Genomic DNA, 24165 nt, shown 5'->3' on the forward strand with positions numbered 1-24165 from the left:
GGGGCATACGAATCCGTGTCGTTCGAAGCGGGAGAGGTGAGTGCGATGGCTGAAGCCGCAACGGCGCGACGCAGTCGGATCACGCCCGAGCGTGAGGCCGAGCTCTACACGGCCGTGCTCGACCTGCTTCGGGAGGTCGGCTACGACGCCCTCACGATGGACGCCGTCGCGGCCCGTACCCGTTCCAGCAAGGCCACCCTCTACCGCCAGTGGGGCGGCAAGGCCGAACTCGTCGTGAAAGCGCTGCGGCACCAGAAGCCGCTGAAGTTCTCCGACCTGGACACCGGGAGCCTGCGGGGCGACTTCCACGCACTGACCCTCCGGCAGGACGACTGCCAGATGGAGCAGGACTCCGCGCTGATGCGGGGCCTGGCCATGGCGGCGCACTCGAATCCGGATCTGCTGAAGGCGTTCCGGGAATGGCTGATCGAGCCGGAGATGGAAGAGCTGCGCCTGGTCCTCCAGCGCGGTGTCGACCGAGGTGAGATCCGTGCGGACAACCCGGCGATCGAGTATGTGATGCACATGCTCATCGGCGCCTTCGCCGCCCGCACCATGATCGACGAGCTCCCACCGACGCAGGCCTTCCTGCATTCGTATGTAGACGCCGTGGTCCTCCCCGCTCTCGGCGCCTGACACCCCACTCCTACCCCTGCCCCACCCAGCCGGATCTCCGTGGTCGTACCCGACCGGCGGACCTCCGCACCCGCACCTGACGCGCCGCTCACGTCGTCGGGCTGATCCCCCCTGCCCCCACTCGGGTGATCACACCAGCCCCTGCCCTTCCACGACCTGACCGGGAGTACGCCCTCGTGGCCACGTTCCTCTACAAACTCGGCCGACTCGCCTTTAGGCGTCGGCATTTCGCCGCCCTGATATGGGTGGCACTGCTGACGCTCGCGGGTGTCGGCGCCGCCTCCGCGCCCGTCGCGGGATCGTCCTCCTTCTCGATCCCCGGCACCGAGGCGCAGAAGGCCTTCGACCTGCTGGAGAGCCGCTTCCCCGGAATGAGCGCCGACGGGGCGACCGCACGGGTCGTCTTCAAGGCGCCCGCCGGCGAGAAGATGGCGGACAAGGACAACAAGGCGGCGGTCGAGAAGGCCGTCAAGGTGCTCGGCACCGGTTCCGAGGTCACCTCCGTCACCGATCCGTTCAAGGTCCACGCCGTGAGCAAGAACGGCTCGATCGCCTACGCCTCGGTGCGGTACGAGGTCTCCGGCATGGAGCTGAAGGACGCCTCGAAGGACGCCCTGAAGGCGGCCGCCGAGGACGCCCGGCACTCGGGCCTGACCGTCGAGGTCGGCGGTGACGCGCTCCAGGCGACGCCCGAGACCGGCTCCAGCGAGGTCATCGGCATCGCCATCGCCGCGGTCGTCCTCGTCATCACCTTCGGCTCCCTGATCGCGGCCGGACTGCCGCTGCTGACCGCGCTGATCGGCGTCGGCATCGGCGTCTCGACGATCACCGCGCTCGCCAGCGCGCTCGACCTCGGCTCCACCACCTCCACCCTCGCGATGATGATCGGCCTCGCGGTCGGCATCGACTACGCCCTGTTCATCGTCTCCCGCTACCGGGCCGAACTGGCCGAGGGCCGAGAACGCGAGGACGCGGCCGGACGGGCCGTCGGCACGGCCGGCTCGGCGGTGGTCTTCGCGGGTCTGACCGTCGTGATCGCGCTGGTCGGACTGTCGGTCGTCAACATCCCGATGCTCACGAAGATGGGTGTCGCCGCGGCGGGCACGGTCGCCGTCGCCGTCCTCATCGCCCTGACGATGATCCCCGCGCTGCTCGGCTACGCGGGCCGCAGGGTCCAGCCGGCCGGACAGAAGAGCAGGCTGCTCGGCGGCCGCCGGGCCGCCAAGAAGCAGGGCAGGCCCAACATGGGCACGCGCTGGGCGAGCTTCGTCGTCCGCCGCCCGCTCGCGGTGCTGCTGCTCGGTGTGGTCGGCCTCGGCGCGGCCGCGGTCCCGGCCGCCTCGCTCCAGCTGGGCCTGCCCGACGACGGCTCGCAGCCGGTGTCCACCACCCAGCGCCGCGCCTACGACCTGCTCTCCGACGGCTTCGGGCCCGGCTTCAACGGCCCGCTGATGGTCGTCGTCGACGCGAAGGCGAGCGACGCGCCCAAGACGGCGTTCAGCACGGTCCATGACGAGATCAAGGACATGAAGGGTGTCGTGAGCGTGAGCCCGGCGGCCCCCAACAAGGCCGGCGACACCGCGATGATCACGGTGATCCCGGACTCGAAGCCGTCCTCCGTCACGACCGAGGACCTCGTCCACACGATCCGCGGCGCGGGAGCCGGCATCAAGGCCGAGACGGACGCGACGGTGCTCGTCACCGGCTCCACGGCCATGAACATCGACTTCTCGCAGAAGCTCAACGACGCGCTGATCCCGTATCTCGCGCTCGTGGTCGGTCTCGCGTTCCTGCTGCTGATCGTGGTGTTCCGCTCGATCCTCGTCCCGCTGAAGGCGGCTCTCGGCTTCCTGCTCAGCGTGATGGCGGCGCTCGGCGCGGTCGTCGCGGTCTTCCAGTGGGGCTGGCTGTCCGGCCTGATGGGCGTCGAGGAGACCGGCCCGATCATGTCGATGATGCCGATCTTCATGGTGGGCGTGGTCTTCGGTCTGGCCATGGACTACGAGGTGTTCCTCGTGACCCGTATGCGCGAGGCCTACGTCCACGGCGAGAAGCCCGGCCAGGCGATCGTGACCGGGTTCAAGCACGGCGCCCGGGTCGTCACGGCGGCCGCGGTCATCATGATCGCCGTGTTCTCCGGGTTCATCGGCTCCAGCGAGTCGATGATCAAGATGATCGGCTTCGGCCTCGCCATCGCCGTCTTCTTCGACGCGTTCGTCGTCCGGATGGCACTGGTCCCGGCGGTGCTCGCGCTGCTCGGCAAGCGGGCCTGGTGGCTGCCGGGGTGGCTGGACCGCCTGCTGCCGAACGTCGACGTCGAGGGCGAGGGGCTGCGGGCGCTCGACGAGAAGCCGCGCGAGGGGGACCACGACCGGAAGCTGGTCGGCGTCTGATCCGCGGCGGGCCTCCGGACTGATCCGGAGTCAGTGAGCCACCGGGGTGGCGGCCGTGTAGGTACGGCGGAGGAAGCGCATGAGCGCCTTCGTGTCGAGCTGCACGACCGCCACCCCTTGTGCCGAGTGGAACTCCAGGACGGCCTGGACGCGGCCGCACGGCCAGATGCGGACGTCACCGCTGTCGACCGGCACCCGCAGGCCCCGCTCCAGGAGCTCGCGCTCGAAGATCCATTCATGGGGACCGGGCAGGGTGATGCGCACCTGCCGCGGATCCGTCTCCGGGTCGTACCGGAGGGCCACCGGGACGGCCCGGTGTTCGTCGTCGGCGGAGTCGGCCGTGTCCGTGACGATATGAGCGCGTGCGTACTGTTCGACGGCGTGCATGAACCGACTCCTTACGCTGCGTCACCTATGTGGAGGCTGTGAATCCCGTCACCATTCAAATGTCGCACATCTCGCGGAAACCGCTCTCCGGCCGTCCGTGACCCTCCCTCAGGCAACGCCTGCCCGGTCGGGGGGCCGGCATGTGTGCGGCGGCGGTCACATCCGCCGCGAGCGTCCGGCGGTCCGGCCTCCCGGCGCCCGTGAAGTGCCTCCGTACGCCTGCCCTTCGCAAGTTGTTCGCGTCGTCGCGCTCTTGCAAGTCATTCGCAACAAGGCATTATCATCGGACGGTGCACGTTCCTGACGGATTCATCAATGCCCCGGTCTCCGCGGCCGCAGGCGTCGTCGCGGCCGGCGCCCTCGCCGTGAGCCTGCGAGGCGCCCGCCGCGAACTCGACGAACGCACCGCGCCGCTCGCCGGCCTGGTCGCCGCCTTCATCTTCGCCGTGCAGATGCTGAACTTCCCGGTCGCCGCCGGGACCAGCGGACATCTGCTCGGCGGCGCGCTGGCCGCGATCCTCGTCGGCCCCTTCACCGGCTTCCTGTGCGTCTCGGTCGTCCTGCTGATGCAGGGCATCCTCTTCGCGGACGGCGGCCTCACCGCGCTCGGCGTCAACATCACCGACATGGCGATCACCACCACGGTCGTCGCGTACGTGGTCTTCCGCGTCCTGGTCAAGGTGCTGCCCCGCAAGCGGCGCTCGGTCACCGTCGCGTCCTTCGTCGCGGCCCTGCTCTCCGTTCCCGCCGCCGCCGTCGTCTTCACCCTCGTCTACGCGGTCGGGGGCACCACCGACGTCGCGCTCTCCAAGGTCGCCACGGCCATGGTCGGCGTCCACGTCCTCATCGGCATCGGCGAGGCGGTGATCACCGCCCTCACCGTCGGTGCCGTCATCGCCGTACGGCCCGATCTCGTGTACGGCGCCCGTGGCCTCCAGCAGCGGCTCAAGCTGCGGGTGAACGGGGAACTCGTCGACACCCCCGCCGCCACCCCCGTCCCGGCCCGCTCCTCGCACCGCAAGGTGTGGATCACCGGCCTGGTCACCTCCCTCGTCCTGGCCGGGTTCGTCAGCTTCTACGCCTCCGCGAGCCCCGACGGCCTGGAGAAGGTCGCCAAGGACAAGGGCATCGACACCAGGACGAAGGCCCACGCCTCCGAGGACTCGCCGCTCGCCGGATACGGCGTCAAGGACGTCTCCGACGCCCGCCTCTCGGGCGGTCTCGCCGGGGTGATCGGCGTGGGCGCCACCGTCGCCGCGGGCAGCGGCGTCTTCTGGGCGGTCCGCAGGCGACGTACGGCCGACACCTCGCCCGCCTCCGTGCCGGAAGGCGTCTGAGGTGGGGGCCGGGCACGCGCACAAGCTGTACCGGCACGCGGACTCGCCCGTGCACGCCCTGCCGCCGCACACCAAGCTCGCCGCGGCCCTCGCCTTCGTGGTCGTGGTCGTCTCCACCCCGCGCGAGGCGATGTGGGCGTTCGCGCTGTACGCCGTGCTGCTCGCGGTGGTCGCCCGCAGGGCCCGCGTACCGGCGGGCGTCCTGCTGCGGCGGCTGCTGATCGAGATCCCGTTCGTCGCGTTCGCGGTGCTCATGCCGTTCGTGGCCGAGGGCGAACGGGTGGACGTGCTGGGACTGTCCCTGAGCGTCAACGGGCTGTGGGGCGCCTGGAACGTCCTCGCCAAGGGCACCCTCGGCGTCGCCGCCTCGGTCCTGCTGGCCTCCACGACCGGATTGCGCGAACTGCTCCTCGGCCTCCAGCGGCTGAAGCTCCCGCCGCTCCTCGTGCAGATCGCCTCCTTCATGATCCGCTACGGCGACGTCATCACCGACGAGATGCGGCGCATGCGGATCGCGCGGGAGTCGCGCGGCTTCGAGGCGAGCGGAGTGCGGCACTGGGGGGTGCTCGCGAAGTCGGCGGGCGCCCTGTTCATCCGCTCCTACGAACGCGGGGAACGTGTACACCTGGCCATGGTGAGCCGGGGGTACGCCGGTTCCATGCCCGTCATCGACGAGGTGACCGCGTCCCGGGCGCAGTGGTCGTACGCCCTCGCCCTTCCGTCCGCCGCCCTCGCCGTATGCCTGTTGGGATGGACCCTGTGACCCCTGCCGCTCCTTCTCTGGAGGTCTCCGGCCTCGCCTTCGCCTACCCGGACGGGCATCAGGCCCTGTTCGGCGTCGACTTCGGGATCGGACGCGGCGAGCGCGTCGCCCTGCTCGGCCCGAACGGCGCCGGCAAGACCACCCTCGTCCTGCACCTCAACGGCATCCTGACCGGCGGCGCCGGAACGGTGACGGTCGCCGGACTCCCCGTCGGCAAGCGGCACATGGCGGAGATCCGGCGCAAGGTCGGCATCGTCTTCCAGGACCCGGACGACCAGTTGTTCATGCCGACCGTGCGCGAGGACGTCGCCTTCGGGCCGGCCGCCGCGGGCATGAAGGGCGCCGAGCTGGAGGCACGCGTCCGCGCGGCGCTGGAGAGCGTCGGCATGGAGGCCTTCGCCGACCGTCCGCCGCACCACCTGTCCTTCGGGCAGCGGCGCCGGGTCGCCGTCGCGACGGTGCTGGCGATGGAGCCGGAGATCCTCGTCCTCGACGAGCCCTCCTCCAACCTCGACCCCGCCTCCCGGCGTGAACTCGCCGACATCCTGCGCTCGTTGGACGTCACCGTCCTCATGGTCACCCACGACCTGCCGTACGCCCTCGAACTGTGCCCCCGCTCCCTGATCCTCAGCGACGGCGTGATCGTCGCCGACGGCGCGACCGGTGACGTCCTCTCCGACGACGGGCTCATGCGCACCCACCGTCTGGAGCTTCCCTTCGGGTTCGACCCGCGCTCCGTGACAATGGGGGCGTGACGAAACAAGAGGACGTCGCGCCGCCGGCCGGGTCGCTGCTGCTCGAGGACCAGCTGTGCTTCGCGCTGTACGCCGCCCAGCGGGCCGTGACCGCCGCGTACCGCCCGCTGCTGGACGAGCTCGGCCTCACCTACCCGCAGTACCTCGTCCTGCTGGTCCTGTGGGAGCGCGGCGAGACCACGGTCAAGGACCTGGGCGCCGCCCTGCGCCTCGACTACGGCACGATGTCGCCGCTGCTCAAACGGCTGGAGTCGGCGGGTCTCGTCCGCCGTGAACGCTCGGCGGCCGACGAGCGCTCGGTCCGTGTCGCCCTGACGGGGCGCGGCGAGCTGCTCAGGGAGCGCGCCGAGGACGTGCCGCGGGCGCTGCTGGAGGCGACCGGTCTGAGCGAGGCCGACGTCACGCGGCTGCGCGAGGAGCTGTGGCGGCTCACGGAGCGCGCGCAGGAGGCGGCGGCGCGCGGGCGCTGACAGCTCATGGCCACCCGAGGCTTCCCGGGGTCCATACCGACCGGTACCTTGTGCGCGATGCATTTGTGCGCGATGCGCCTGTGCGAGCTTCTGTTGCCCGCTCCGGGGGAGGTCCTGCCGTGATCGACGGCGCCGTAGTCGACACCCGTCCGACGAAGATCATGTATGTCGCCGAGGCGACCGCCCACGGCGGCCGGAGCGGCTTCGTGACCAGCCAGGACGGGCATCTCGAACTGAAGGTCGCGATGCCTCCGGCGCTGGGCGGCGACGGGAACGGCACCAACCCTGAGCAGCTGTTCGCGGCCGGGTTCAGCGCCTGCTTCCACAACGCGCTGGTGCTGGTCGGCCGCCGCGCCGGCCTCGACCTCTCGGGCTCCACGGTCGCGGCCAAGGTCGGGATCGGCCCCAACAAGCAGCACGGCTACGGACTGGCGGTCGCCCTGAGCGTCTCGCTCCCCGTCCTCGACGAGGACAAGGCGGCCAAGCTCGTGGACGCGGCCCACGAGGTCTGCCCCTACTCCAACGCCACCCGCGGCAACATCGAGGTCACGATCGTGCTGGGCTAGGAATCGAAGGCCGCGGCGGCGTGTTGGACTCACCATCGACAGTGGTGAGGCGACAGGGAGCGCGGGCGTGGACGTGAACGGCACAGTGGCGGAGGGCTTCGAGCCGGTCAGGGAGGCGTTCGCGGCCAACTTCGCGACGCTCGGGGACCGGGGCGCCGCCGTCACCGTGTACCGCGACGGACACAAGGTCGTCGACCTGTGGGGCGGCACCCGTGACGTCGACGGCACCGAGCCCTGGCAGCGCGGCACCGCCCAGATCGTCCGCTCCGCGACGAAGGGCGTCGCCGCCGCCGTACTCCTGCTGCTCGCCCAGCGGGGACAGCTCGACCTGGACGCGCCGGTCGGCGCCCACTGGCCCGAGTACAAGGCACACGGCAAGGAGCACACGCGCGTACGGCATCTGCTCGCGCACCGCGCCGGGGTCCCCGTGCTGGACCGCCCGCTCACTCCCGCCGAGGCCGCCGACCCCGACCGCGCCGCCGCGGCGGTGGCCGCCCAGACACCCGTGTGGGAGCCCGGAACCGAGCACGGGTACCACGCGCAGACCTACAGCTGGCTGACCGGCGAACTGGTCCGGCGGGTCACCGGGCGCACGATCGGCCGGTGGATCGCGGAGGAGATGGCCGGTCCGCTCGACCTCGACCTGTGGGTCGGACTTCCGGACGCGGTGGCCGGCCGGGTGGGCCGGGTCGCGCAGACCGAGGCGCCGTCCACGCCGGGCGGCCTCAGGACGCGCCCCAAGCGGGCCGTCTCCGAGGCGTACGCCGACCCGGGCAGTCTCACCCGCCGCGCCTTCGCCGCGATCACCCCGATGCCCGACGAGAACGATCCCGCCTACCGGGCGGCCGTCCTTCCCGCCTCGAACGGCATCGCCACCGCCGACGGCCTCGCCCGCTTCTACGCCGCGCTGATCGGTGAGGTGGACGGCGTCCGGCTGTTCACCCCGCGGACGCTGGCGGCCGCGCGGACGGAACAGTCCGCGGGACCCGACCGGGTCCTGGTCGTCAACACCCGCTTCGGCCTCGGCTACATGCTCCACGGCGGAGCCTCGCCGCTGCTTTCCCCGGGATCCTTCGGACACCCCGGCCGCGGCGGCGCCCTCGGCTTCGCCGACCCCGAGTCGGGCATCGCGTTCGGCTACGTGACCAACGGCTTCCGCAAGAGCGTGACGGCGGACGCACGGGCCCAGGCGCTGATACGGGCGGTGCGCACGGCCGTCGCGGCGTAGCCGCCCCGTCGGGTTGTCGTCGGCGAGGCGGGGCGAGCCGAGGCGCGTCTACCCGGCCCCGGTGTGCAGCATCAGCCCTATCCCCACGACCAGGAGCCCCGCCGCCGCGATCCGGGGCGCGCCGAACCGCTCCTTGAAGAACACGGCCCCGATGGCCGCGCCGACGATGATCGAGGACTCCCGCAGTGCGGCGACCGGTGCCAGTTCCGCGCGGGTCTGGGCCCACAGGACCAGGCCGTAGGCCGCGACGGAGAGGGCCGCGCCGAACAGGCCGACGGCGGCGTGCGGTCGCAGCAGCGAGAGCGTCTCGCCGCGCCTGCGGTACAGCATGTACGCGGGGATGGCCACGCCCTGGACCGTCATCAGCCAGGCGATGTACCCGAGGGAGGTGCCGGAGGCGCGGACGCCGAGGCCGTCGACGACGGTGTACCCGGCGATCGCCACGCCGGTCGCCAGAGCGGCGCCGATCGCGGCCCAGTCGGGACGCCGGCCGCGCAGACCCCACAGCGCGACACCCGTCAGTCCCGCGCAGGACAGCGCGACACCCGAGGCCGCCCAGCCGTCGGGCACCTCGTGGACGAAGAGGGCCGCCAGGACGGTGACGATCAGCGGGGCCGTGCCGCGTGCGATCGGATACGCCTGCCCGAAGTCGCCGAGCCGGAAGGAGCGCATCAGCAGCAGCATGTAGGCGACGTGGACGCAGGCCGAGGCGAGCAGGTAGGGCCAGGCCGCGGGCGCGGGGAACGGCACGAACGGCGCCATGGCCAGACCGACCAGCATCCCGCCGCCGGCGATCAGCGTGAAGCCGACGAGCTTGTCCTCGATGCGGTGGGCGAGCGCGTTCCAGCCGGCGTGGGTGACCGCGGCGAGCAGGACGGCCGCGGCGACGAGCGGGGTCACGCCGCAGGCTCGCGCACATCCACGAGCGTTCCGTCCGCCTGCGCGATCAGACTCCGCGGGTCCATCGGGAAGACGGTGAAGGGGGCGCCTGCCGAGGTCCACACGGTGTCGTGGCCGAGCAGTGAACTGTCCACCAGGACACGGGTCTTGGTCAGGTGCCCGAAGGGCGGCACTGCGCCGGGCCCGTACCCGGTCGACTCGCGTACGAGGCGGCCGCCGGCCCGGGTGAGCTTCTCGGCGCCCAGCTCCCGCCGTACGCGCTCCATGTCGACGTGCGCCGCGCCGTCCAGCAGGACCAGCACCGGAACCCCGTCCGCGGCGAAGAACAGCGAGGTGCAGATCTGGCTCGGCTCGCAGCCGAGCGCCGCGGCGGCCTCGGCGGTGGTGCGGACGGCCTCGGGGAAGCGCCGGACCCGTCCGATCACCTCGGCGAGCCCCCGTTCCCGCAGGGCCTCCGCGAAACGGGGGTCGGGGGCGCTCTCCTCGGAGGGCCGGCCCGCGCCGGCGTTCTCATCGGTGACGTTCATGCACGGCACGCTAGCGGTCGGTGCACCGTGCACGCGAACGGCCCCCACCGGGTCGCCACGACGGCCGGCCGTGGTCAGCCGGCCGAGCCCGCCTTCAGGAGGGCCGCCACGATCGGGCCCGCGGTGCTGCCGCCGTGGCCGCCCTGCTGGACCACGCCGGCGCCCGCCAGGTCGCCCTTCCAGGCCGTGAACCAGCCGTTGGGCTGCTTCTGGTTGTCGACCTCGGCGGAGCCGGTCTTGGCGCCGAAGTCGGGGCCGAGTCCGGCCATGGCCTCGGCGGCGGTGCCGGCGGCGGCCGTGTACTGCATGACCTCGCGCAGCTGGGCCAGGGTGGTCGCGGACAGGGTGCGGGACGCCGTGGCGAGCGTGCGGTGGTCGACCGAGGCGGAGACCAGGTAGGGCTGGTGGAAGGTGCCGGACTGGACCGTGGAGGCGACGGACGCCATGTTCAGCGGGTTCATGCGGACCCCGCCCTGGCCCATCAGCGAGGCGGCCATCTGCGCGGCGCTCTGCACCGGCACCGAACCGTCCACCGAAGGCACGCCGATGGCCCAGTTGTTCATGCTCAGGCCGAAGACCTGCTGGGCCTGCTTGGTCAGGTCGTCGTTCTTCAGCTTCTCGGCCTGGGTGATGAAGGCCGTGTTGCAGGACCGCGCGAAGCTCGCCTTGAACGTGCCGTTCTTGATCTCGAAGTCGTCGTCGTTGTGGAACTTCCAGCCGCCGTACGTCGCCGTCTTGGGGCAGGGGTGCGGCTTGTCGGGGGAGGCCAGGCCCTTCTCGAAGAGCATCGACGCCGTGATGACCTTCATCGTGGAGCCGGGGGCGAGCGAGCCCTGGAAGGCGGTGTTGAAGCCGTGGTCGGTGTTCGCGACGGCGAGGATCTCGCCCGTCGAGGGGCGCATCAGCACCACCGACGCCTTCGGCTTGGCGGCCACCAGACGCTCGGCCTGCGCCTGGAGGGTCGGGCTGAGCGTCGTCGCCACCTTGCCCGGTGTGCCCGCGCTGAGCGTCAGGAGGGTCTTGTCGGGGGTCTTCTGGGCGCCCTTCGCCGCGGCCTTGCGGACCACGCGCAGCTCGATGCCCGCCTTGCCGCCGGCCGTCTTGCCGAACTTCTCGCGCAGTCCGTCGAGGACGGTGCCGAGGGAGGGGTACTTGGCGGCGGTCAGCTCGCCGCCGTGGCGGTCGAGGGCGGTGATGGGAGGCGTCTCGGCGTCTCCGGTCACCAGCCGGTCGCCGTCCTGGAGGTCGGGGTGGACGACGGACGGCTTCCAGCCGACGATCGCCACCCCGTCCGCGGTCCGGCGCACGACCGTCAGTTTCGAGGTGTACGACAGCGGCTTGGTCAGGCCCTTGTAGGCGACAGTGGCCTTGACGGTGAAGGGGACGTCGGCGCCCGTGTGCTTGCCGCCGGTCACCGTCACGCCGCTGATGTGGGCGTCCTTGGTGAAGCCGGTCAGGGTGGCCTTGGCAGCGGCCGAGTCGTCGGTCGCCGCGGCGGCCCGGGCGACGTCCCCGTTCTCCCAGGCGGTGAGGAAGGCGGTGGAGGCCATGGTGACCTCGGAGGCCGACAGGGGGCCGGTCTTGACGGCCTTGCGGGTGGTGGCCGTGATGCCCTCACCGGCCGCCGCCCCGGTGCCGTAGAGGCTGTAGGCGCCCAGTGCCCCGCCGACGACGGCCACGGCGATCACCCCGCCGAGTACGGCGGGCCGCTTCGTCTTCCGTCGCTCGGCGACGCGCCTTCTCTTGCCCACAGCCCTGTGTCCTCCGCCGTCCCCTGGTGTCCCGCGATGCCGTGTGAAGCCCCCGTGCCCACGTGCCCCTCGTTTCTCACGAGAAGCACCACCCTAGGGTCACCTTCCGTGCGCGGCGACGTCAGCCGCCCGTTCGTAGCACGGCTGCGACGATCGGGCCCGCCGCCTGTCCGCCGTGACCGCCCTCCTGGGTCATGGCGGCGGCCGCCATGTCGTCGCGGTAGCCGGTGAACCAGCTGTTGGACCTGGCCTGGCCGTCGACCTCCGCGGAGCCGGTCTTGGCCCCGATGCTGCCACCGAGCCCGGCCATCACCTGGGCCGCGGTGCCGCTGACGGCCGTGCGGTTCATCATCGCCCGCAGTTGGGCGACCGTACCGCCGGACAGGCCCTTGGCGGTGGCCAGTTCACGGCCGTCCAGGGCGCGCGGCACGATGACCGGCTGCCGGAAGACGCCCGTCATCGCGGTGGCCGTGACCGACGCCATGTTCAGCGGGCTCATCTGCACCTGGCCCTGGCCGATCATGTTGGCCGCGGTGTCCGGGCCGCCGGAGGCGGGTACCGAGCCGTCGAAGGACTCGATGCCGGTCTTCCAGTTGTTCTGCCCGAGTCCGAAGCGCTGCTGGGCCTCGTCGGTCAGCGAGTCGACCTTCACGTCGTCCGCGTACTTCACGAAGGCGGTGTTGCACGAGCGCGCGAAGCTGTCGGAGAGCGTGGCGTCCAGCTGCGGCTTCATGCCCACGAGGTTGTGGAAGGTCTGGCTCTGCCAGGTCGCGGTGGGCGGACAGGTCGCTGGCCCGTTGGCTGTCGTGATGCCGTTGTCGATGAGGGTCGCCGCGCTGATGATCTTCATCGTGGAGCCGGGGGCGAGCTTGCCGAGGAAGGCGGCGTTGAAGCCGTCCGCGCGGTGGTTGGCGACGGCGAGGACCTCTCCGGTGCTGGGTTTCACCGCCACCACGGAGGACTCGGCGAACCGGGTGACGGCCTTCTCCGCGGCGGCCTGGGCGTTCGCGCTGAGGGTCGTACGGACCTTGCCCGCCCGTCCCTCGGCGAGGGTGACCAGCGTCGTGTCGCCGGCGTTCTCGCCGCCGTGCCGGATCGCCAGCTCGACGCCTGGCGTGCCGCCCGCCTTGTCGCCGTACTTCTCCCGCAGTGCGTCAAGGATCGGCCCCAGGGACGGGTACTTCTCCTTGGTCAGGACAACGTTGTTCCGGTCCACGGCCTCGATCGCCGGGCTCGCCGACTCGCCCGTGACCAGGGTGTCCCCGGCCTTCAGCTCCGGGTGGACGACCGAGGGCTTCCAGTCGACCAGCGCCTTGCCCGTGGTCTCGCCGCGCACGACGGTCAGTTCGGAGTCGTACGCGAACGGCTTGCTCTTCCCGCCGTAGGACACCGTCGCCTTGACCGAGAACGGGACCCTGGCCCCGGACGTGGTGCCCGGGGTGATCCGCACGTCGGTCAGATGCGCGTCGGCGCGGTAGCCGGCGAGCAGCCCCTCGGCGCTCGACGCGTAGTTCGTGTAGGCGGCGGCCTCGGCCGCGTCGCCCTTCTCCCAGGCCGCGAAGAACGCGCGGCTGGCTTCCCTGACCTCGGCGCCGCTCGGTGGCCCGGTCCTGACCGGGGCGGGTCCGCCGGCTCCCGTTCCGCCGCTCCCGTCGATCGAGGTCACCACGGTGTAGGCGCCGTACCCCGCGCCGCCCACCATCACCGCGAACACGCCGCCCATGACGGCGGCCCTGGCCCCCTTGCGCATCGCGTGAACCCCTCCCCGTGAACCCTCCTCCGAACTTCTGAACGCGTTCAGAAAAGCCGGTCCACTCAGCACTGTAGAGGCGGACGGGACCTGTGATGCGCACCTTCGCCGAATCGTTAGCCCAAAACGGAGACGCATCCGTGAACGGCGTTCACGGATGCGCCCTTGCGCTTCTTTTCGGTCAGCCGGGTCGGCCTAGACCCACGTATCCAGCCACATCCGGGATCTCCACTGGTCGATGGGGATCGCGGTGCCCGTGTACAGGGGCCAGAAATAGATGAAGTTCCACAGGATCAGCAGGACCAGGACGCCCGCTCCCGCCGCGCCGACGACACGGCGGCGTTCTCCGGCGCCGGGCGGGCCGAGGATCGCCCCGATCATCATCGTGACCGCCAGACACAGGAACGGCACGAAGACGACGGCGTAGAAGAAGAAGATCGTGCGCTCCTGGTACATGAACCAGGGGAGATAGCCGGCCGCGACGCCGCAGGCGATGGCGCCGGCCCGCCAGTCGCGGCGGAAGGCCCAGCGCCACAGCACGTACACGATCGCCAGGCAGGCGGCCCACCACAGCAGGGGCGTGCCGAGCGCGAGGACCTCGCGGGCGCACTTGTCGGCCGCGCCGGCCGGGCAGCCGTCCTTGCCGGGCATCGGGGACTCGTAGAAGTACGAGACCGGGCGGCCGAGGACGAGCCAGCTCCACGGGTTGGACTGGTAGGTGTGCGGCGACACCAGACCGACGTGGAACTTGTAGACCTCGTGCTCGTAGTGCCACAGGCTGCGCAGCCAGTCCGGGAGGAAGGTCCAGTTGCCGCCGCGTCCGTCCGTCACGGCCCAGTTGCGGAAGTAGCCGCCCTTGCCGTTGTCCGGCGAGAGAATCCAGCCGGTCCAGGAGACCAGGTACACGGCCACGGCGACCGGGACCGTCGCGAGGAAGGTGATGCCGGTGTCGTGCAGGAGAGCCGCCGTGTAGGGCTGCCGGGCGCCCGCGACCCGGCGCGAGGCCACGTCCCACAGGACCGCCATCACGCAGAACGCGGCGAGGATGTACAGCCCGTTCCACTTGGTGCCGATGGCCAGGCCCAGCATCAGGCCCGCCGTCCAGCGCCAGGGCCGCCATCCCAGACGGGTCGTCTCGGCGATGTGGGCGTCGGGACGGACGCTACCGTCCTCGTCCGCAGGCAGCGCCGCCGCCAGCCTCGCCCGCGCCTTGTCGCGGTCGACGACCAGGGCGCCGAAGGCCGCCAGCACGAAGAACATCAGCACACCGTCGAGCAGCGAGGTGCGGCTCATCACGAAGTGCAGGCCGTCCACCGCCATCAGGGTGCCCGCGAGGCAGCCGAGGAACGTCGAGCGGAACAGCCGCCGCCCGATCCGGCACAGCAGCAGCACCGACAGCGTGCCGAGCAGCGCCGTCATGAAGCGCCAGCCGAACGGGTTGAAGCCGAACATCCACTCGCCGAGCCCGATGACGTACTTGCCGACCGGTGGGTGCACCACATAGGCGGCGTCGCTCGGGACCCCCACGTGCCCGTTCTTCTGGAGGATCAGATCGTTGGCGTCCTTGGCCCAGTTGACCTCGTAGCCGCGGTGGAAGAGCGCCCAGGCGTCCTTCGCGTAGTACGTCTCGTCGAATATCACCGCCTTCGGGCTGCCCAGGTTCCAGAACCGCAGCAACCCGGCGAACAGGGTCACCAGGAGCGGGCCCATCCAGCCCGACCAGCGGTTGAAACGGTCGGCGACCTCCTGACGCAGCCCGAGCGCGGCCCACATCCCGGGGCCTGGCTTGGCGTACGGCGGTACGAGCCGGTCGCGCACATCACTTCGGGGCGGCGCCGTGTAGCCGAATCGGCGCAGCCGCTGCTGCCACGACGGCCGCCGGTCGTCGGCGGCCTGGCCCTGCCCCTGCCGGGTGTCCGTGGAGGACGCGGTACTGGTCACCGCGCCATCGTAGGGAACAGGTCTGTGGGAGTCCCGCGCATGGGCCCCTCGGATCGGATGAGCTTGCCGGGCCGCGCCCCTGCGAGGATGGAACCGTGACAGGAATCCTTGTGTTGGCAGGCACTCCCATCGGCGACATCTCGGACGCGCCGCCGCGGCTCGCGGCGGAACTGGCGGGGGCCGATGTCGTCGCCGCCGAGGACACCCGCAGGCTGCGCCGTCTCACCCAGGCCCTCGGGGTCCAGCCCACGGGGCGGATCGTGTCGTACTTCGAGGGGAACGAGGCCGCCCGGACCCCGGAACTCGTCGAGGCGCTCGTCGGCGGGGCGCGGGTCCTGCTCGTGACCGACGCCGGGATGCCGTCCGTGTCGGACCCCGGCTATCGGCTGGTCGCCGCCGCGGTCGAGAAGGACATCAAGGTCACCGCCGTGCCCGGCCCCTCCGCCGTGCTCACCGCGCTCGCCCTGTCCGGTCTGCCCGTCGACCGCTTCTGCTTCGAGGGCTTCCTGCCCAGGAAGGCGGGAGAGCGGCTGTCCCGGCTGCGGGAGGTCGCCGAGGAGCGCCGGACCCTCGTCTACTTCGAGGCGCCCCACCGGCTCGACGACACCCTCGCCGCCATGGCCGAGGTCTTCGGCACCCAGCGGCGGGCCGCCGTCTGCCGCGAACTGACCAAGACGTACGAGGAGGTCAAGCGCGGTCCGCTGGGCGAGCTGGCCGCCTGGGCCGCCGAGGGGGTGCGCGGCGAGATCACCGTCGTCGTCGAGGGCGCCCCCGAGAAGGGCGCCGAGGACCTGGACGCCACCGAGCTGGTGCGCAGGGTGCGGGTGCGCGAGGAGGCGGGGGAGCGGCGCAAGGAGGCCATCGCCGCCGTCGCCGCCGAAGCGGGAATTCCCAAAAGAGACGTCTTCGACGCCGTCGTGGCGGCAAAGAACGCCGAGCGAAGCGGCCCATAAAAGGGCAAAGGACTATCGTGGAAAGCAAAGATCAGGCCGTGTGAGCGGGGCGTTCCGACAAGGAAAGGCCAAAACGACTCCAACACTCGACAGGCCGGATGCGTTCGCGCCGCGAGAAGCGTCCACTGGACGAAGGGACGTACCCGTCCCTCGCCACCGGCGAATCGGCGGAATTCCGGGGGAATTCCACCGACGGAGGTGCTTGTCCAGCGGACAAGAGGAGCTGGCATGAGTGAGACCACAGGACAGACCGGCGGTATCGCCGCTGGTCAGGTCACCGAACAGACCAGGCATCGCGGCACGGCGACGGCTGTCGTTCACGAATCGTATTCCTTCGCCTGCATGCGCTGCGGGCACGGCTGGGAACAGTCCTACGAGATCGAGCACCACCGCGACGCGGACGGTGCCGAGTTCGTGGTGTACGTGGCGAGCGGTGAGGTCGTGCCGTCGCCCCTCAGCCGGCCGACCTGCCTGAACTGCGACAGTCACGTGGTGCGCATCATGCGCGCCGGTCAGGTGTCCTCCGTCCGTGAGTCCATGCACTCCATGGCCCACCGCAGCCGCCGTCCGGTACCCCGGCCGTCCGAGGACGTCCCTGAGGGGGAGACGCGGACCGCGTCCTCCGACGAGCCGAAGGAGCCGCACCACTGGCACCTCTCGGACCTGCTGCACCCGTTCCAGCACCGCCGGGCGGGCTGACCCCGGCGGGCGGGACCCACGGGACGGCCTCCCGGCTCCCCGCGAGGTGAGGCCGGGCATGCCCCCTTCGTAGGATCGGGGCATGCCTTCCACCGCCTCAGCCGCCGACAGGAACGCCGCACCGCCGCTCCCCGAGCCCCTGCGCGTTCCCGTGGCCGACTCGCACACCCACCTCGACATGCAGTCCGGCACGGTCGAGGAGGCCCTCGCCAAGGCCGCGTCGGTCGGGGTGACCACGGTCGTCCAGGTCGGCTGCGACGTGAAGGGCTCGCGCTGGGCGGCCGAGACGGCGGCCACGCACGACGCCGTCCACGCGACCGTCGCCCTGCACCCCAACGAGGCGCCCCGTATCGTGCTCGGCGACCCCGACGGATGGTCCCGGCAGGGCGCGCGGGTACCGGGCGGCGACGGAGCGCTGGACGACGCCCTCGCGGAGATCGACCGGCTCGCCGCCCTCCCGCACGTCAAGGGCGTCGGCGAGACCGGCCTCGACCACTTCCGCACCGGGCCCGAGGGCAAGGAGGCGCAGGAGCGCTCCTTCCGCGCCCACATCGAGATCGCGAAGCGGCACGGCAAGGCCCTGGTCATCCACGACCGCGACGCCCACGCGGACGTCCTGCGCGTCCTGGCGGAGGAGGGCGCCCCGGAGCGGACCGTCTTCCACTGCTACTCGGGCGACGCCGAGATGGCCGCGGTGTGCGCCCGCGCCGGCTACTTCATGTCCTTCGCCGGCAACATGACGTTCAAGAACGCCCAGCCGCTGCGCGACGCGCTGGCCGTGGCCCCGCTCGAACTCGTCCTCGTCGAGACCGACGCGCCCTTCCTGACCCCCGCGCCGTACCGCGGACGGCCCAACGCGCCGTATCTCATTCCGGTCACGGTCCGCGCCATGGCCGCGGTCCGGGGCATCGACGAGGACACCCTGGCGACCTCGGTCTCCGCCAATACGGCGCGGGCGTTCGATTACTGATCCATAACGGTTCCCGGGGTTCCTCCCGGTCCGGCCGGGGTCCTCGGCGCGGGAGTGTCGCGACACAGCGTAGCCGCGTTGCTTGGGAGAGTGACGACCGCTCCGCTAGGTTCTGGTCGCCCGATCCGGACCCTGGAGCGTGTCGTCGTGAGCAGCCCGCGGTACGAGCCGTACGAGCCGTACAGGATGTACGGACCGATCCCGACCGGTGGCCCCGAAGCCACCACCGCCGTCATCGGCGCCCCCACCATGGCCGGGGCGCCCACCGCGGCCGACCCGCTCGGCGCGGGCGCCCCGCCGGGGGCCGATCAGGGGACGTACGCGGGGCAGGGGGCGTACCCGGAACAGGCCGTCTACCAGGGCCACGAGACGTACGCCGGTCAGGTGGAGCAGCCGAGCCCCTGGACGTACGGCGTCCACGAGCCTCCGGCAGACACCGTTCAGGCCTACACCGGTCATGAGGCCTACGGCGCTCATGAGGCTCACGCCGATCAGGAGACCTATGGCCCTCAGGAGGCCTACGGCGGTCGGCAGCCCTGGTCCGGTCACCAGCCGTACGCCGCTCAGCAGGGTTTCTCCGGTCCCTCGGCGTACGGTCCCGGGCCCGAGGGGTACTCCGGTGGCGCCGGGTACGGGCCCGGCGCGCCGTACGGCGGGGCCGCCCCGGACTCCTGGCGTCCGGTCCAGGAGACGCGGGCCGCCCGGCCCGCGGTACCGGACGTGCCGCCGGCCCCCCTGTACGGCGTGACGGGCGCCCGCCGGGTGCGTGCCGTCCCGGTGGCGCCCGACGCGCCGACCGAGCCCCGGCTGCCCCGTCCGCAGCCCGACACCCTGGTCGCCGGAACCGGCACCGGCACCGGGCGGGCCGAGGCGCGTCGCGCGGCCCGGCGCAGGCGGGTTCCCGAGCGCCCCGAGGCGCTGCGGCGGCTGATCCCGCAGGCCCTGGTCGTGGCCTTCCTCGCCGGCGGCACCTCCGCGTTCGTCGCCAACGACAAGGCCATCGAGCTGAGCATCGACGGCCGACCCCGCACGCTGCACACGTTCGCCGGCGACGTGACCGAACTGCTCGCCGACGAGGGCGTGAAGGTGGGCCCGCACGACATGGTCGCGCCGGCCCCGGGCACGGCCCTGGCCAGCGGGGACGAGGTCGCGGTGCGCTACGGGCGCCCGGTGCACCTCACCATCGACGGGGAGCGGCGCCGGGTGTGGACGACGGCGCACACAGTGGAGGGGGCGCTCGGCCAGCTGGGGGTGCGCGCCGAGGGCGCCCACATTTCGGCCTCGCGCTCCCGGCGCATCGGGCGCGAAGGGCTGGAGCTCGACGTGCGCACCGAACGCGCGGTCACGGTCATGGCCGACGGCCGGGCACGCACGATCCGCACGAACGCGGCGAGCGTCGCGGAGGCGGTCCAGGAGGCCGGGGTCACCCTGCGCGGGCAGGACACGACCTCCGTGCCGGCCGGGAGCTTCCCGCGCGACGGGCAGACGGTCACCGTCCTGCGGGTCACCGGGAGCAGGGAGGTCCGCGAGGAACGGATTCCCTTCGAGGTCAGGCGGGCCGACGACGACGCGCTGTTCAAGGGCGTCGAGGTCGTCGAACACCCGGGCCGGTACGGAGCGCGGCGCCTGACCTACACCCTGCGTACCGTCAACGGCGTCCGGCAAAGACCCCGGCTCGTCGGCTCCGAGGTGGTGCGGCAGCCGCAGACCCGAATGGTCCGGGTCGGGACGAAGCCGCACCCCCCGTCCCCCGGGGGCGCCGACCATCTGAACTGGGAGGGCCTCGCCGCGTGCGAGTCGGGTGGCCGGCCCGGGGCCGTGGACCCCTCGGGCACCTACGGGGGCCTCTACCAGTTCGACACCCACACCTGGCACAAGCTGGGCGGCACGGGGCGCCCCCAGGACGCCCCGGCCGCGGAACAGACCCGCAGGGCCAAGAAGCTGTACGTGCGCCGCGGGACGACCCCCTGGCCGCACTGCGGGCCACGGCTGCACGGCTGACCTCGCCACGGACCCCGCCGGCACGGGCGCCTCGGGGCGCGCCCGGCGCCGGCGAGTCCGGCAGGTCCCGCACCGGCACGGGCGGCCACGGTCAGTCCGGCACCGGCACGGGCGGCCCGGCGAGTCCGGCACCGGCGGGGTCCGCGGCGGCACGGCGGGCCGTGGCTGCACGGCCGGGGTCCGGCCCCCCGTACCCTTGGCTCGTGACCAGCCCCACCTCCGACGCCCTCCTGGGCCCCGCCGAGATCCGCGAACTCGCGGCCGTCCTCGGCGTACGGCCCACCAAGCAGCGCGGCCAGAACTTCGTCATCGACGCGAACACGGTGCGCCGCATCGTGCGGACCGCGGAGGTGCGGCCCGACGACGTGGTCGTGGAGGTGGGCCCTGGCCTCGGCTCCCTGACGCTCGGCCTGCTGGAGACGGCGGACCGGGTCGTCGCCGTCGAGATCGACGACGTCCTCGCGAGCGCGCTCCCCGCGACCGTCGAGGCCCGCATGCCGAAGCGGGCCGACCGGTTCACGCTGGTGCACTCGGACGCCATGCAGGTCCGGGAACTGCCGGGCCCGCCGCCGACCGCGCTGGTCGCGAACCTCCCGTACAACGTCGCCGTGCCCGTCCTGCTGCACATGCTCGACACCTTCCCGAGCATCGAGCGCACCCTCGTGATGGTCCAGGCCGAGGTCGCCGACCGGCTCGCCGCCCCGCCCGGCTCGAAGGTGTACGGCGTGCCGTCCGTGAAGGCGAACTGGTACGCCGACGTGAAGCGGGCCGGCTCCATCGGGCGCAACGTCTTCTGGCCGGCGCCCAACGTCGACAGCGGTCTCGTGGCGCTGACCCGGCGCACCGAGCCGATCCGGACGACGGCCACGAAGGGCGAGGTGTTCGCCGCGGTGGACGCCGCCTTCGCGCAGCGCCGCAAGACGCTGCGCGCCGCCCTCGCCGGATGGGCCGGCTCCGCCCCCGCCGCCGAGGCCGCGCTCGTCGCCGCCGGGATCTCGCCGCAGGCCCGCGGTGAGTCGCTGACGGTCGAGGAGTTCGTGCGGATCGCCGAGAACCGCACGGCGGCGGACCGCGGCGACGCGGGCCGGAGCACGGACGCCGCCGAGAACGACGCCACCGAGAACGAGGAGTCGACCCAGCCGTGACGCAGACGGTGACGGTACGCGTCCCTGCCAAGGTCAACGTCCAGCTCGCGGTCGGCGGCGCACGCCCCGACGGCTTCCACGACCTGGCCAACGTATTCCTCGCGGTCGGCCTGTACGACGAGGTGACGGTCACCCCGGCTGACGAGCTGCGCGTCACCTGCACGGGCCCCGACGCCGCCCAGGTGCCGCTGGACCGCACGAACCTCGCGGCCCGCGCCGCCCTGGAACTCGCCCGCCGCCACGGCATCGACCCCGCCGTCCACATCCACATCGCCAAGGACATCCCCGTCGCGGGCGGCATGGCCGGAGGCAGCGCGGACGGAGCCGGCGCGCTGCTCGCCTGCGACACCCTGTGGGGCACGAACGCCTCGCGCGAGGAACTCCTCGACATCTGCGCCGAGCTGGGCAGCGACGTGCCGTTCTCCCTGGTGGGCGGGGCGGCGCTCGGCACCGGCCGGGGCGAGAGGCTGAGCCTGCTGGACGTCGGCGGGACCTTCCACTGGGTGTTCGCGATGGCCGAGCGCGGGCTGTCGACCCCTGCGGTCTTCCGCGAGTTCGACCGGATGAACGAGGGCGTACGCGTCCCGGAGCCCGTCGCCTCGCAGGACCTGCTCGACGCGCTGGCCAAGGGGGACGCGTGCGCCCTCGCGCGCACCGTCTCCAACGACCTCCAGCCCGCGGCCCTCTCCCTCTTCCCGGCCCTCGCCGACACCCTCGCCGCGGGCGAGGCGGCCGGGGCGCTCGCCGCGCTCGTCTCCGGATCGGGCCCCACCACGGCGTTCCTCGCGCCGGACGCGGAGACCGCGAGCGCCATCGGCCGGGTGCTCCTTGCCTCCGGCACCTGCCGGGCGGTCCGGGTCACACGGTCCCCGGCGCCCGGAGCGACCGTGCTCGGCTGAGGGGGCGGACGGCGCGCGGCGGGGGTGGTCCGCCGCGCGGACTACCCTTGAGGGTCGATCGTCCGGTCGATCGTCCCCGTTGTTCAGGAGAGAAATGGCCGTCAATCTGGTCAATGTCGAGTCCGTCAGCAAGGTGTACGGCACCCGTGCGCTGCTCGACGGAGTCTCCCTGGGCGTCAGCGAGGGGGACCGCGTCGGCGTCGTCGGCCGCAACGGCGACGGCAAGACCACCCTGATCCGCATGCTCGCCAAGCTGGAGGAGGCCGACACCGGACGGGTCACCCACTCCGGCGGCCTGCACTTGGGCGTGCTCACCCAGCACGACTCCCTCGACCCCACGGCCACCGTGCGCCACGAGGTCATCCGGGACATGGCCGACCACGAGTGGGCGGGCAACGCCAAGATCAGGGACGTACTGACGGGCCTGTTCGGCGGTCTCGACCTACCCGGGTTCCCGCAGGGCCTCGACACCGTGATCGGCCCGCTGTCCGGCGGCGAGCGCCGCCGTATCGCGCTGGCGAAGCTCCTCATCGAGGAGCAGGACCTGATCATCCTCGACGAGCCCACCAACCACCTGGACGTCGAGGGCATCGCCTGGCTCGCCCAGCACCTGCGCGAACGCCGCTCCGCGCTCGTCTGCGTCACGCACGACCGCTGGTTCCTCGACCAGGTCTGCACCCGCATGTGGGACGTGCAGAAGGGCTCGGTCTACGAGTACGAGGGCGGCTACTCCGACTACGTGTTCGCCCGCGCCGAGCGTGAGCGCATCGCCGCGACCGAGGAGGTCAAGCGGCAGAACCTGGTCCGCAAGGAGCTGGCCTGGCTGCGCCGCGGCGCGCCCGCCCGCACCTCCAAGCCGCGCTTCCGCGTCGAGGCCGCCAACGAGCTGATCGCCGACGTGCCGCCGCCCCGCGACAAGAGCGAGCTGATGCGGTTCGCCAACTCCCGGCTCGGCAGGACCGTCTTCGAGTTGGAGGACGTGACCGTCCAGGCCGGGCCCAAGGTGCTGCTCAAGCACCTGACCTGGCAGCTCGGTCCCGGTGACCGCGTCGGTCTGGTGGGCGTGAACGGCGCGGGCAAGACCTCCCTGCTGCGGGCCCTCGCCGAGGCCGCCCGCACCGAGGGCGAGACGCAGCCCGTCGCCGGCCGGATCGTCACCGGCAAGACCGTGAAGCTGGCCTACCTCTCCCAGGAGGTCGGCGAACTCGACCCGAACCTGCGTGTCCTCCAGGCCGTCCAGGCCGTCCGCGACCGTGTCGACCTCGGCAAGGGCCGCGAGATGACCGCCGGGCAGCTCTGCGAGACGTTCGGCTTCAACAAGGAGAAGCAGTGGACCCCGGTCGGGGACCTCAGCGGTGGTGAGCGCCGCCGCCTCCAGATCCTGCGCCTGCTGATGGACGAGCCCAACGTCCTCTTCCTCGACGAGCCGACGAACGACCTCGACATCGAGACCCTCACCCAGCTGGAGGACCTCCTCGACGGCTGGCCCGGCTCCATGATCGTGATCTCGCACGACCGCTTCTTCATCGAGCGCACCACGGACAACGTGTTCGCGCTCCTCGGCGACGGCGCCCTGCGGATGCTCCCGCGCGGTATCGACGAGTACCTGGAGCGGCGCAGGAAGATGGAGGAGGTGGCCGCGGCCGGTGTGCTCGCCGCCGCTCCCGCCCCGGCGAAGGCCGCGTCGGCCGCCGACGCGCGTGCCGCGAAGAAGGAACTCCAGAAGATCGAGCGCCAGTTGGACAAGATCTCCGAGAAGGAGACCAAGCTGCACGCCCAGATCGCCGACAACGCCACCGACTTCGGGAAGGTGGGCCGACTCGACGCGGAACTGCGCGAGTTGGCGGGTGAGCGCGAGGAACTGGAGATGCGCTGGCTGGAGCTGGCCGAGGACGCGTGAGGGACGGGTGACATCGAGGGGCGGCCGGCCCCTCGCCGGACGTGCGGTGCCTCCCGGAAGGTGACGGCGGCGCCCGTCCGGCGCACTCGTCCGGCGCACGCGACCCGCTCCATGGGCGCGCAAGTGCCGCCGGGCGCCCCCGAGTTGCCGAAAGCGCCGTGTTCGACGGCGTTCCGGCGGCGGTGAACCCGCCT

Annotated in this window: 21 protein-coding genes; 15 read left to right on the forward strand and 6 right to left on the reverse strand. The window is 72.0% G+C overall.

Features of this window, described 5'->3' with window-relative positions:
* Window positions 1-45: 45 nt before the first annotated feature.
* Both ACZ4AA_RS12735 and ACZ4AA_RS12740 read left to right on the forward strand, forming a co-directional pair.
* The gene (locus ACZ4AA_RS12735) at window positions 46-636 is read left to right on the forward strand and encodes a TetR/AcrR family transcriptional regulator (protein WP_467599885.1); all 591 of its coding nucleotides are present in this window, start codon (window positions 46-48) and stop codon (window positions 634-636) included.
* Between the two features lie 176 nt (window positions 637-812).
* Window positions 813-3029: an MMPL family transporter gene (locus ACZ4AA_RS12740; RefSeq protein ID WP_467599888.1), complete on the forward strand. Its 2217-nt coding sequence runs from the start codon at window positions 813-815 to the stop codon at window positions 3027-3029.
* Between the two features lie 30 nt (window positions 3030-3059).
* On the opposite strand, the gene ACZ4AA_RS12745 is transcribed toward ACZ4AA_RS12740, so the two are convergent.
* Window positions 3060-3416 carry an SsgA family sporulation/cell division regulator gene (locus tag ACZ4AA_RS12745; protein WP_467599890.1) on the reverse strand — a complete coding sequence of 119 codons (357 nt, stop codon included), beginning with the start codon at window positions 3414-3416 and terminating at the stop codon, window positions 3060-3062.
* A gap of 290 nt (window positions 3417-3706) precedes the next feature.
* On the opposite strand from ACZ4AA_RS12745, the gene ACZ4AA_RS12750 reads away from it, so the two are divergent.
* The 6 genes from ACZ4AA_RS12750 to ACZ4AA_RS12775 all read left to right on the forward strand — a co-directional run bounded on the left by ACZ4AA_RS12750 (window position 3707) and on the right by ACZ4AA_RS12775 (window position 8535).
* On the forward strand, window positions 3707-4753 hold the full coding sequence (locus ACZ4AA_RS12750; protein ID WP_467599893.1) for an energy-coupling factor ABC transporter permease: 1047 nt from the start codon (window positions 3707-3709) through the stop codon (window positions 4751-4753).
* A gap of 1 nt (window position 4754) precedes the next feature.
* Window positions 4755-5516 (forward strand): cobalt ECF transporter T component CbiQ, encoded by a 762-nt coding sequence (cbiQ, locus tag ACZ4AA_RS12755; RefSeq protein WP_467599896.1) that lies wholly within the window; start codon window positions 4755-4757, stop codon window positions 5514-5516.
* A complete protein-coding gene (locus ACZ4AA_RS12760; protein ID WP_467599899.1) occupies window positions 5504-6271 on the forward strand; it encodes an energy-coupling factor ABC transporter ATP-binding protein in 768 nt (255 codons plus the stop codon). The genes cbiQ and ACZ4AA_RS12760 overlap by 13 nt, the downstream gene beginning before the upstream one ends.
* Window positions 6268-6741 carry a MarR family winged helix-turn-helix transcriptional regulator gene (locus tag ACZ4AA_RS12765; RefSeq protein ID WP_467599902.1) on the forward strand — a complete coding sequence of 158 codons (474 nt, stop codon included), beginning with the start codon at window positions 6268-6270 and terminating at the stop codon, window positions 6739-6741. Before ACZ4AA_RS12760 ends, ACZ4AA_RS12765 begins: the two co-directional genes overlap by 4 nt.
* A gap of 161 nt (window positions 6742-6902) precedes the next feature.
* Window positions 6903-7307: an organic hydroperoxide resistance protein gene (locus ACZ4AA_RS12770; RefSeq protein ID WP_467600358.1), complete on the forward strand. Its 405-nt coding sequence runs from the start codon at window positions 6903-6905 to the stop codon at window positions 7305-7307.
* Between the two features lie 67 nt (window positions 7308-7374).
* On the forward strand, window positions 7375-8535 hold the full coding sequence (locus tag ACZ4AA_RS12775; RefSeq protein ID WP_467599905.1) for a serine hydrolase domain-containing protein: 1161 nt from the start codon (window positions 7375-7377) through the stop codon (window positions 8533-8535).
* 48 nt (window positions 8536-8583) lie between these two features.
* Here ACZ4AA_RS12775 and ACZ4AA_RS12780 read toward each other — a convergent pair whose 3' ends face one another.
* From ACZ4AA_RS12780 to ACZ4AA_RS12800, 5 genes are all read right to left on the reverse strand, one after another.
* Window positions 8584-9435 (reverse strand): EamA family transporter, encoded by an 852-nt coding sequence (locus ACZ4AA_RS12780; RefSeq protein WP_467599908.1) that lies wholly within the window; start codon window positions 9433-9435, stop codon window positions 8584-8586.
* Window positions 9432-9962 (reverse strand): YbaK/EbsC family protein, encoded by a 531-nt coding sequence (locus ACZ4AA_RS12785; RefSeq protein WP_467599911.1) that lies wholly within the window; start codon window positions 9960-9962, stop codon window positions 9432-9434. The genes ACZ4AA_RS12780 and ACZ4AA_RS12785 overlap by 4 nt, the downstream gene beginning before the upstream one ends.
* Window positions 9963-10036: 74 nt before the next feature.
* Window positions 10037-11713, reverse strand: coding sequence for a penicillin-binding transpeptidase domain-containing protein (locus ACZ4AA_RS12790; protein WP_467599914.1), 1677 nt, complete (start codon window positions 11711-11713; stop codon window positions 10037-10039).
* Window positions 11714-11834: 121 nt separating this feature from the next.
* A complete protein-coding gene (locus ACZ4AA_RS12795) occupies window positions 11835-13463 on the reverse strand; it encodes a penicillin-binding transpeptidase domain-containing protein (RefSeq protein ID WP_467599917.1) in 1629 nt (542 codons plus the stop codon).
* 195 nt (window positions 13464-13658) lie between these two features.
* Window positions 13659-15404, reverse strand: a complete 1746-nt coding sequence (locus ACZ4AA_RS12800) for a dolichyl-phosphate-mannose--protein mannosyltransferase (RefSeq protein ID WP_467599920.1) — start codon at window positions 15402-15404, stop codon at window positions 13659-13661.
* 95 nt (window positions 15405-15499) lie between these two features.
* Between ACZ4AA_RS12800 and rsmI the strand changes: the two genes are divergently transcribed.
* The 7 genes from rsmI (at window position 15500) to ACZ4AA_RS12835 (ending at window position 23971) form a co-directional block, all read left to right on the forward strand.
* Complete coding sequence (gene rsmI / locus ACZ4AA_RS12805) at window positions 15500-16357, forward strand: 16S rRNA (cytidine(1402)-2'-O)-methyltransferase (protein ID WP_467599923.1); 858 nt, start codon at window positions 15500-15502, stop codon at window positions 16355-16357.
* A gap of 228 nt (window positions 16358-16585) precedes the next feature.
* On the forward strand, window positions 16586-17056 hold the full coding sequence (locus ACZ4AA_RS12810; RefSeq protein ID WP_467599926.1) for a hypothetical protein: 471 nt from the start codon (window positions 16586-16588) through the stop codon (window positions 17054-17056).
* Window positions 17057-17138: 82 nt separating this feature from the next.
* A complete protein-coding gene (locus tag ACZ4AA_RS12815) occupies window positions 17139-18026 on the forward strand; it encodes a TatD family hydrolase (protein WP_467599930.1) in 888 nt (295 codons plus the stop codon).
* Between the two features lie 384 nt (window positions 18027-18410).
* Window positions 18411-20027 carry a ubiquitin-like domain-containing protein gene (locus ACZ4AA_RS12820; protein ID WP_467600361.1) on the forward strand — a complete coding sequence of 539 codons (1617 nt, stop codon included), beginning with the start codon at window positions 18411-18413 and terminating at the stop codon, window positions 20025-20027.
* A gap of 203 nt (window positions 20028-20230) precedes the next feature.
* Window positions 20231-21172, forward strand: a complete 942-nt coding sequence (gene rsmA, locus ACZ4AA_RS12825) for a 16S rRNA (adenine(1518)-N(6)/adenine(1519)-N(6))-dimethyltransferase RsmA (protein WP_467599933.1) — start codon at window positions 20231-20233, stop codon at window positions 21170-21172.
* A complete protein-coding gene (locus tag ACZ4AA_RS12830; RefSeq protein WP_467599934.1) occupies window positions 21169-22071 on the forward strand; it encodes a 4-(cytidine 5'-diphospho)-2-C-methyl-D-erythritol kinase in 903 nt (300 codons plus the stop codon). The genes rsmA and ACZ4AA_RS12830 overlap by 4 nt, the downstream gene beginning before the upstream one ends.
* Before the next feature lie 94 nt (window positions 22072-22165).
* On the forward strand, window positions 22166-23971 hold the full coding sequence (locus ACZ4AA_RS12835) for an ABC-F family ATP-binding cassette domain-containing protein (RefSeq protein WP_467599937.1): 1806 nt from the start codon (window positions 22166-22168) through the stop codon (window positions 23969-23971).
* Window positions 23972-24165 lie beyond the last annotated feature (194 nt).

The sequence above is a fragment of the Streptomyces sp. NPDC024698 genome, from assembly GCF_055559015.1.

What these genes read in the sequence shown, in the direction of transcription:
- ACZ4AA_RS12770 (WP_467600358.1), top strand. Translation starts at nt 6,903, where the DNA reads ATGTATGTCGCCGAGGCGACCGCCCACGGCGGCCGGAGCGGCTTCGTG.
- ACZ4AA_RS12760 (WP_467599899.1), top strand. Translation starts at nt 5,504, where the DNA reads ATGGACCCTGTGACCCCTGCCGCTCCTTCTCTGGAGGTCTCCGGCCTC.
- ACZ4AA_RS12735 (WP_467599885.1), top strand. Translation starts at nt 46, where the DNA reads ATGGCTGAAGCCGCAACGGCGCGACGCAGTCGGATCACGCCCGAGCGT.
- ACZ4AA_RS12810 (WP_467599926.1), top strand. Translation starts at nt 16,586, where the DNA reads ATGAGTGAGACCACAGGACAGACCGGCGGTATCGCCGCTGGTCAGGTC.
- ACZ4AA_RS12815 (WP_467599930.1), top strand. Translation starts at nt 17,139, where the DNA reads ATGCCTTCCACCGCCTCAGCCGCCGACAGGAACGCCGCACCGCCGCTC.
- ACZ4AA_RS12835 (WP_467599937.1), top strand. Translation starts at nt 22,166, where the DNA reads ATGGCCGTCAATCTGGTCAATGTCGAGTCCGTCAGCAAGGTGTACGGC.
- ACZ4AA_RS12745 (WP_467599890.1), bottom strand. Translation starts at nt 3,416, where the DNA reads ATGCACGCCGTCGAACAGTACGCACGCGCTCATATCGTCACGGACACG.
- ACZ4AA_RS12785 (WP_467599911.1), bottom strand. Translation starts at nt 9,962, where the DNA reads ATGAACGTCACCGATGAGAACGCCGGCGCGGGCCGGCCCTCCGAGGAG.
- ACZ4AA_RS12795 (WP_467599917.1), bottom strand. Translation starts at nt 13,463, where the DNA reads ATGCGCAAGGGGGCCAGGGCCGCCGTCATGGGCGGCGTGTTCGCGGTG.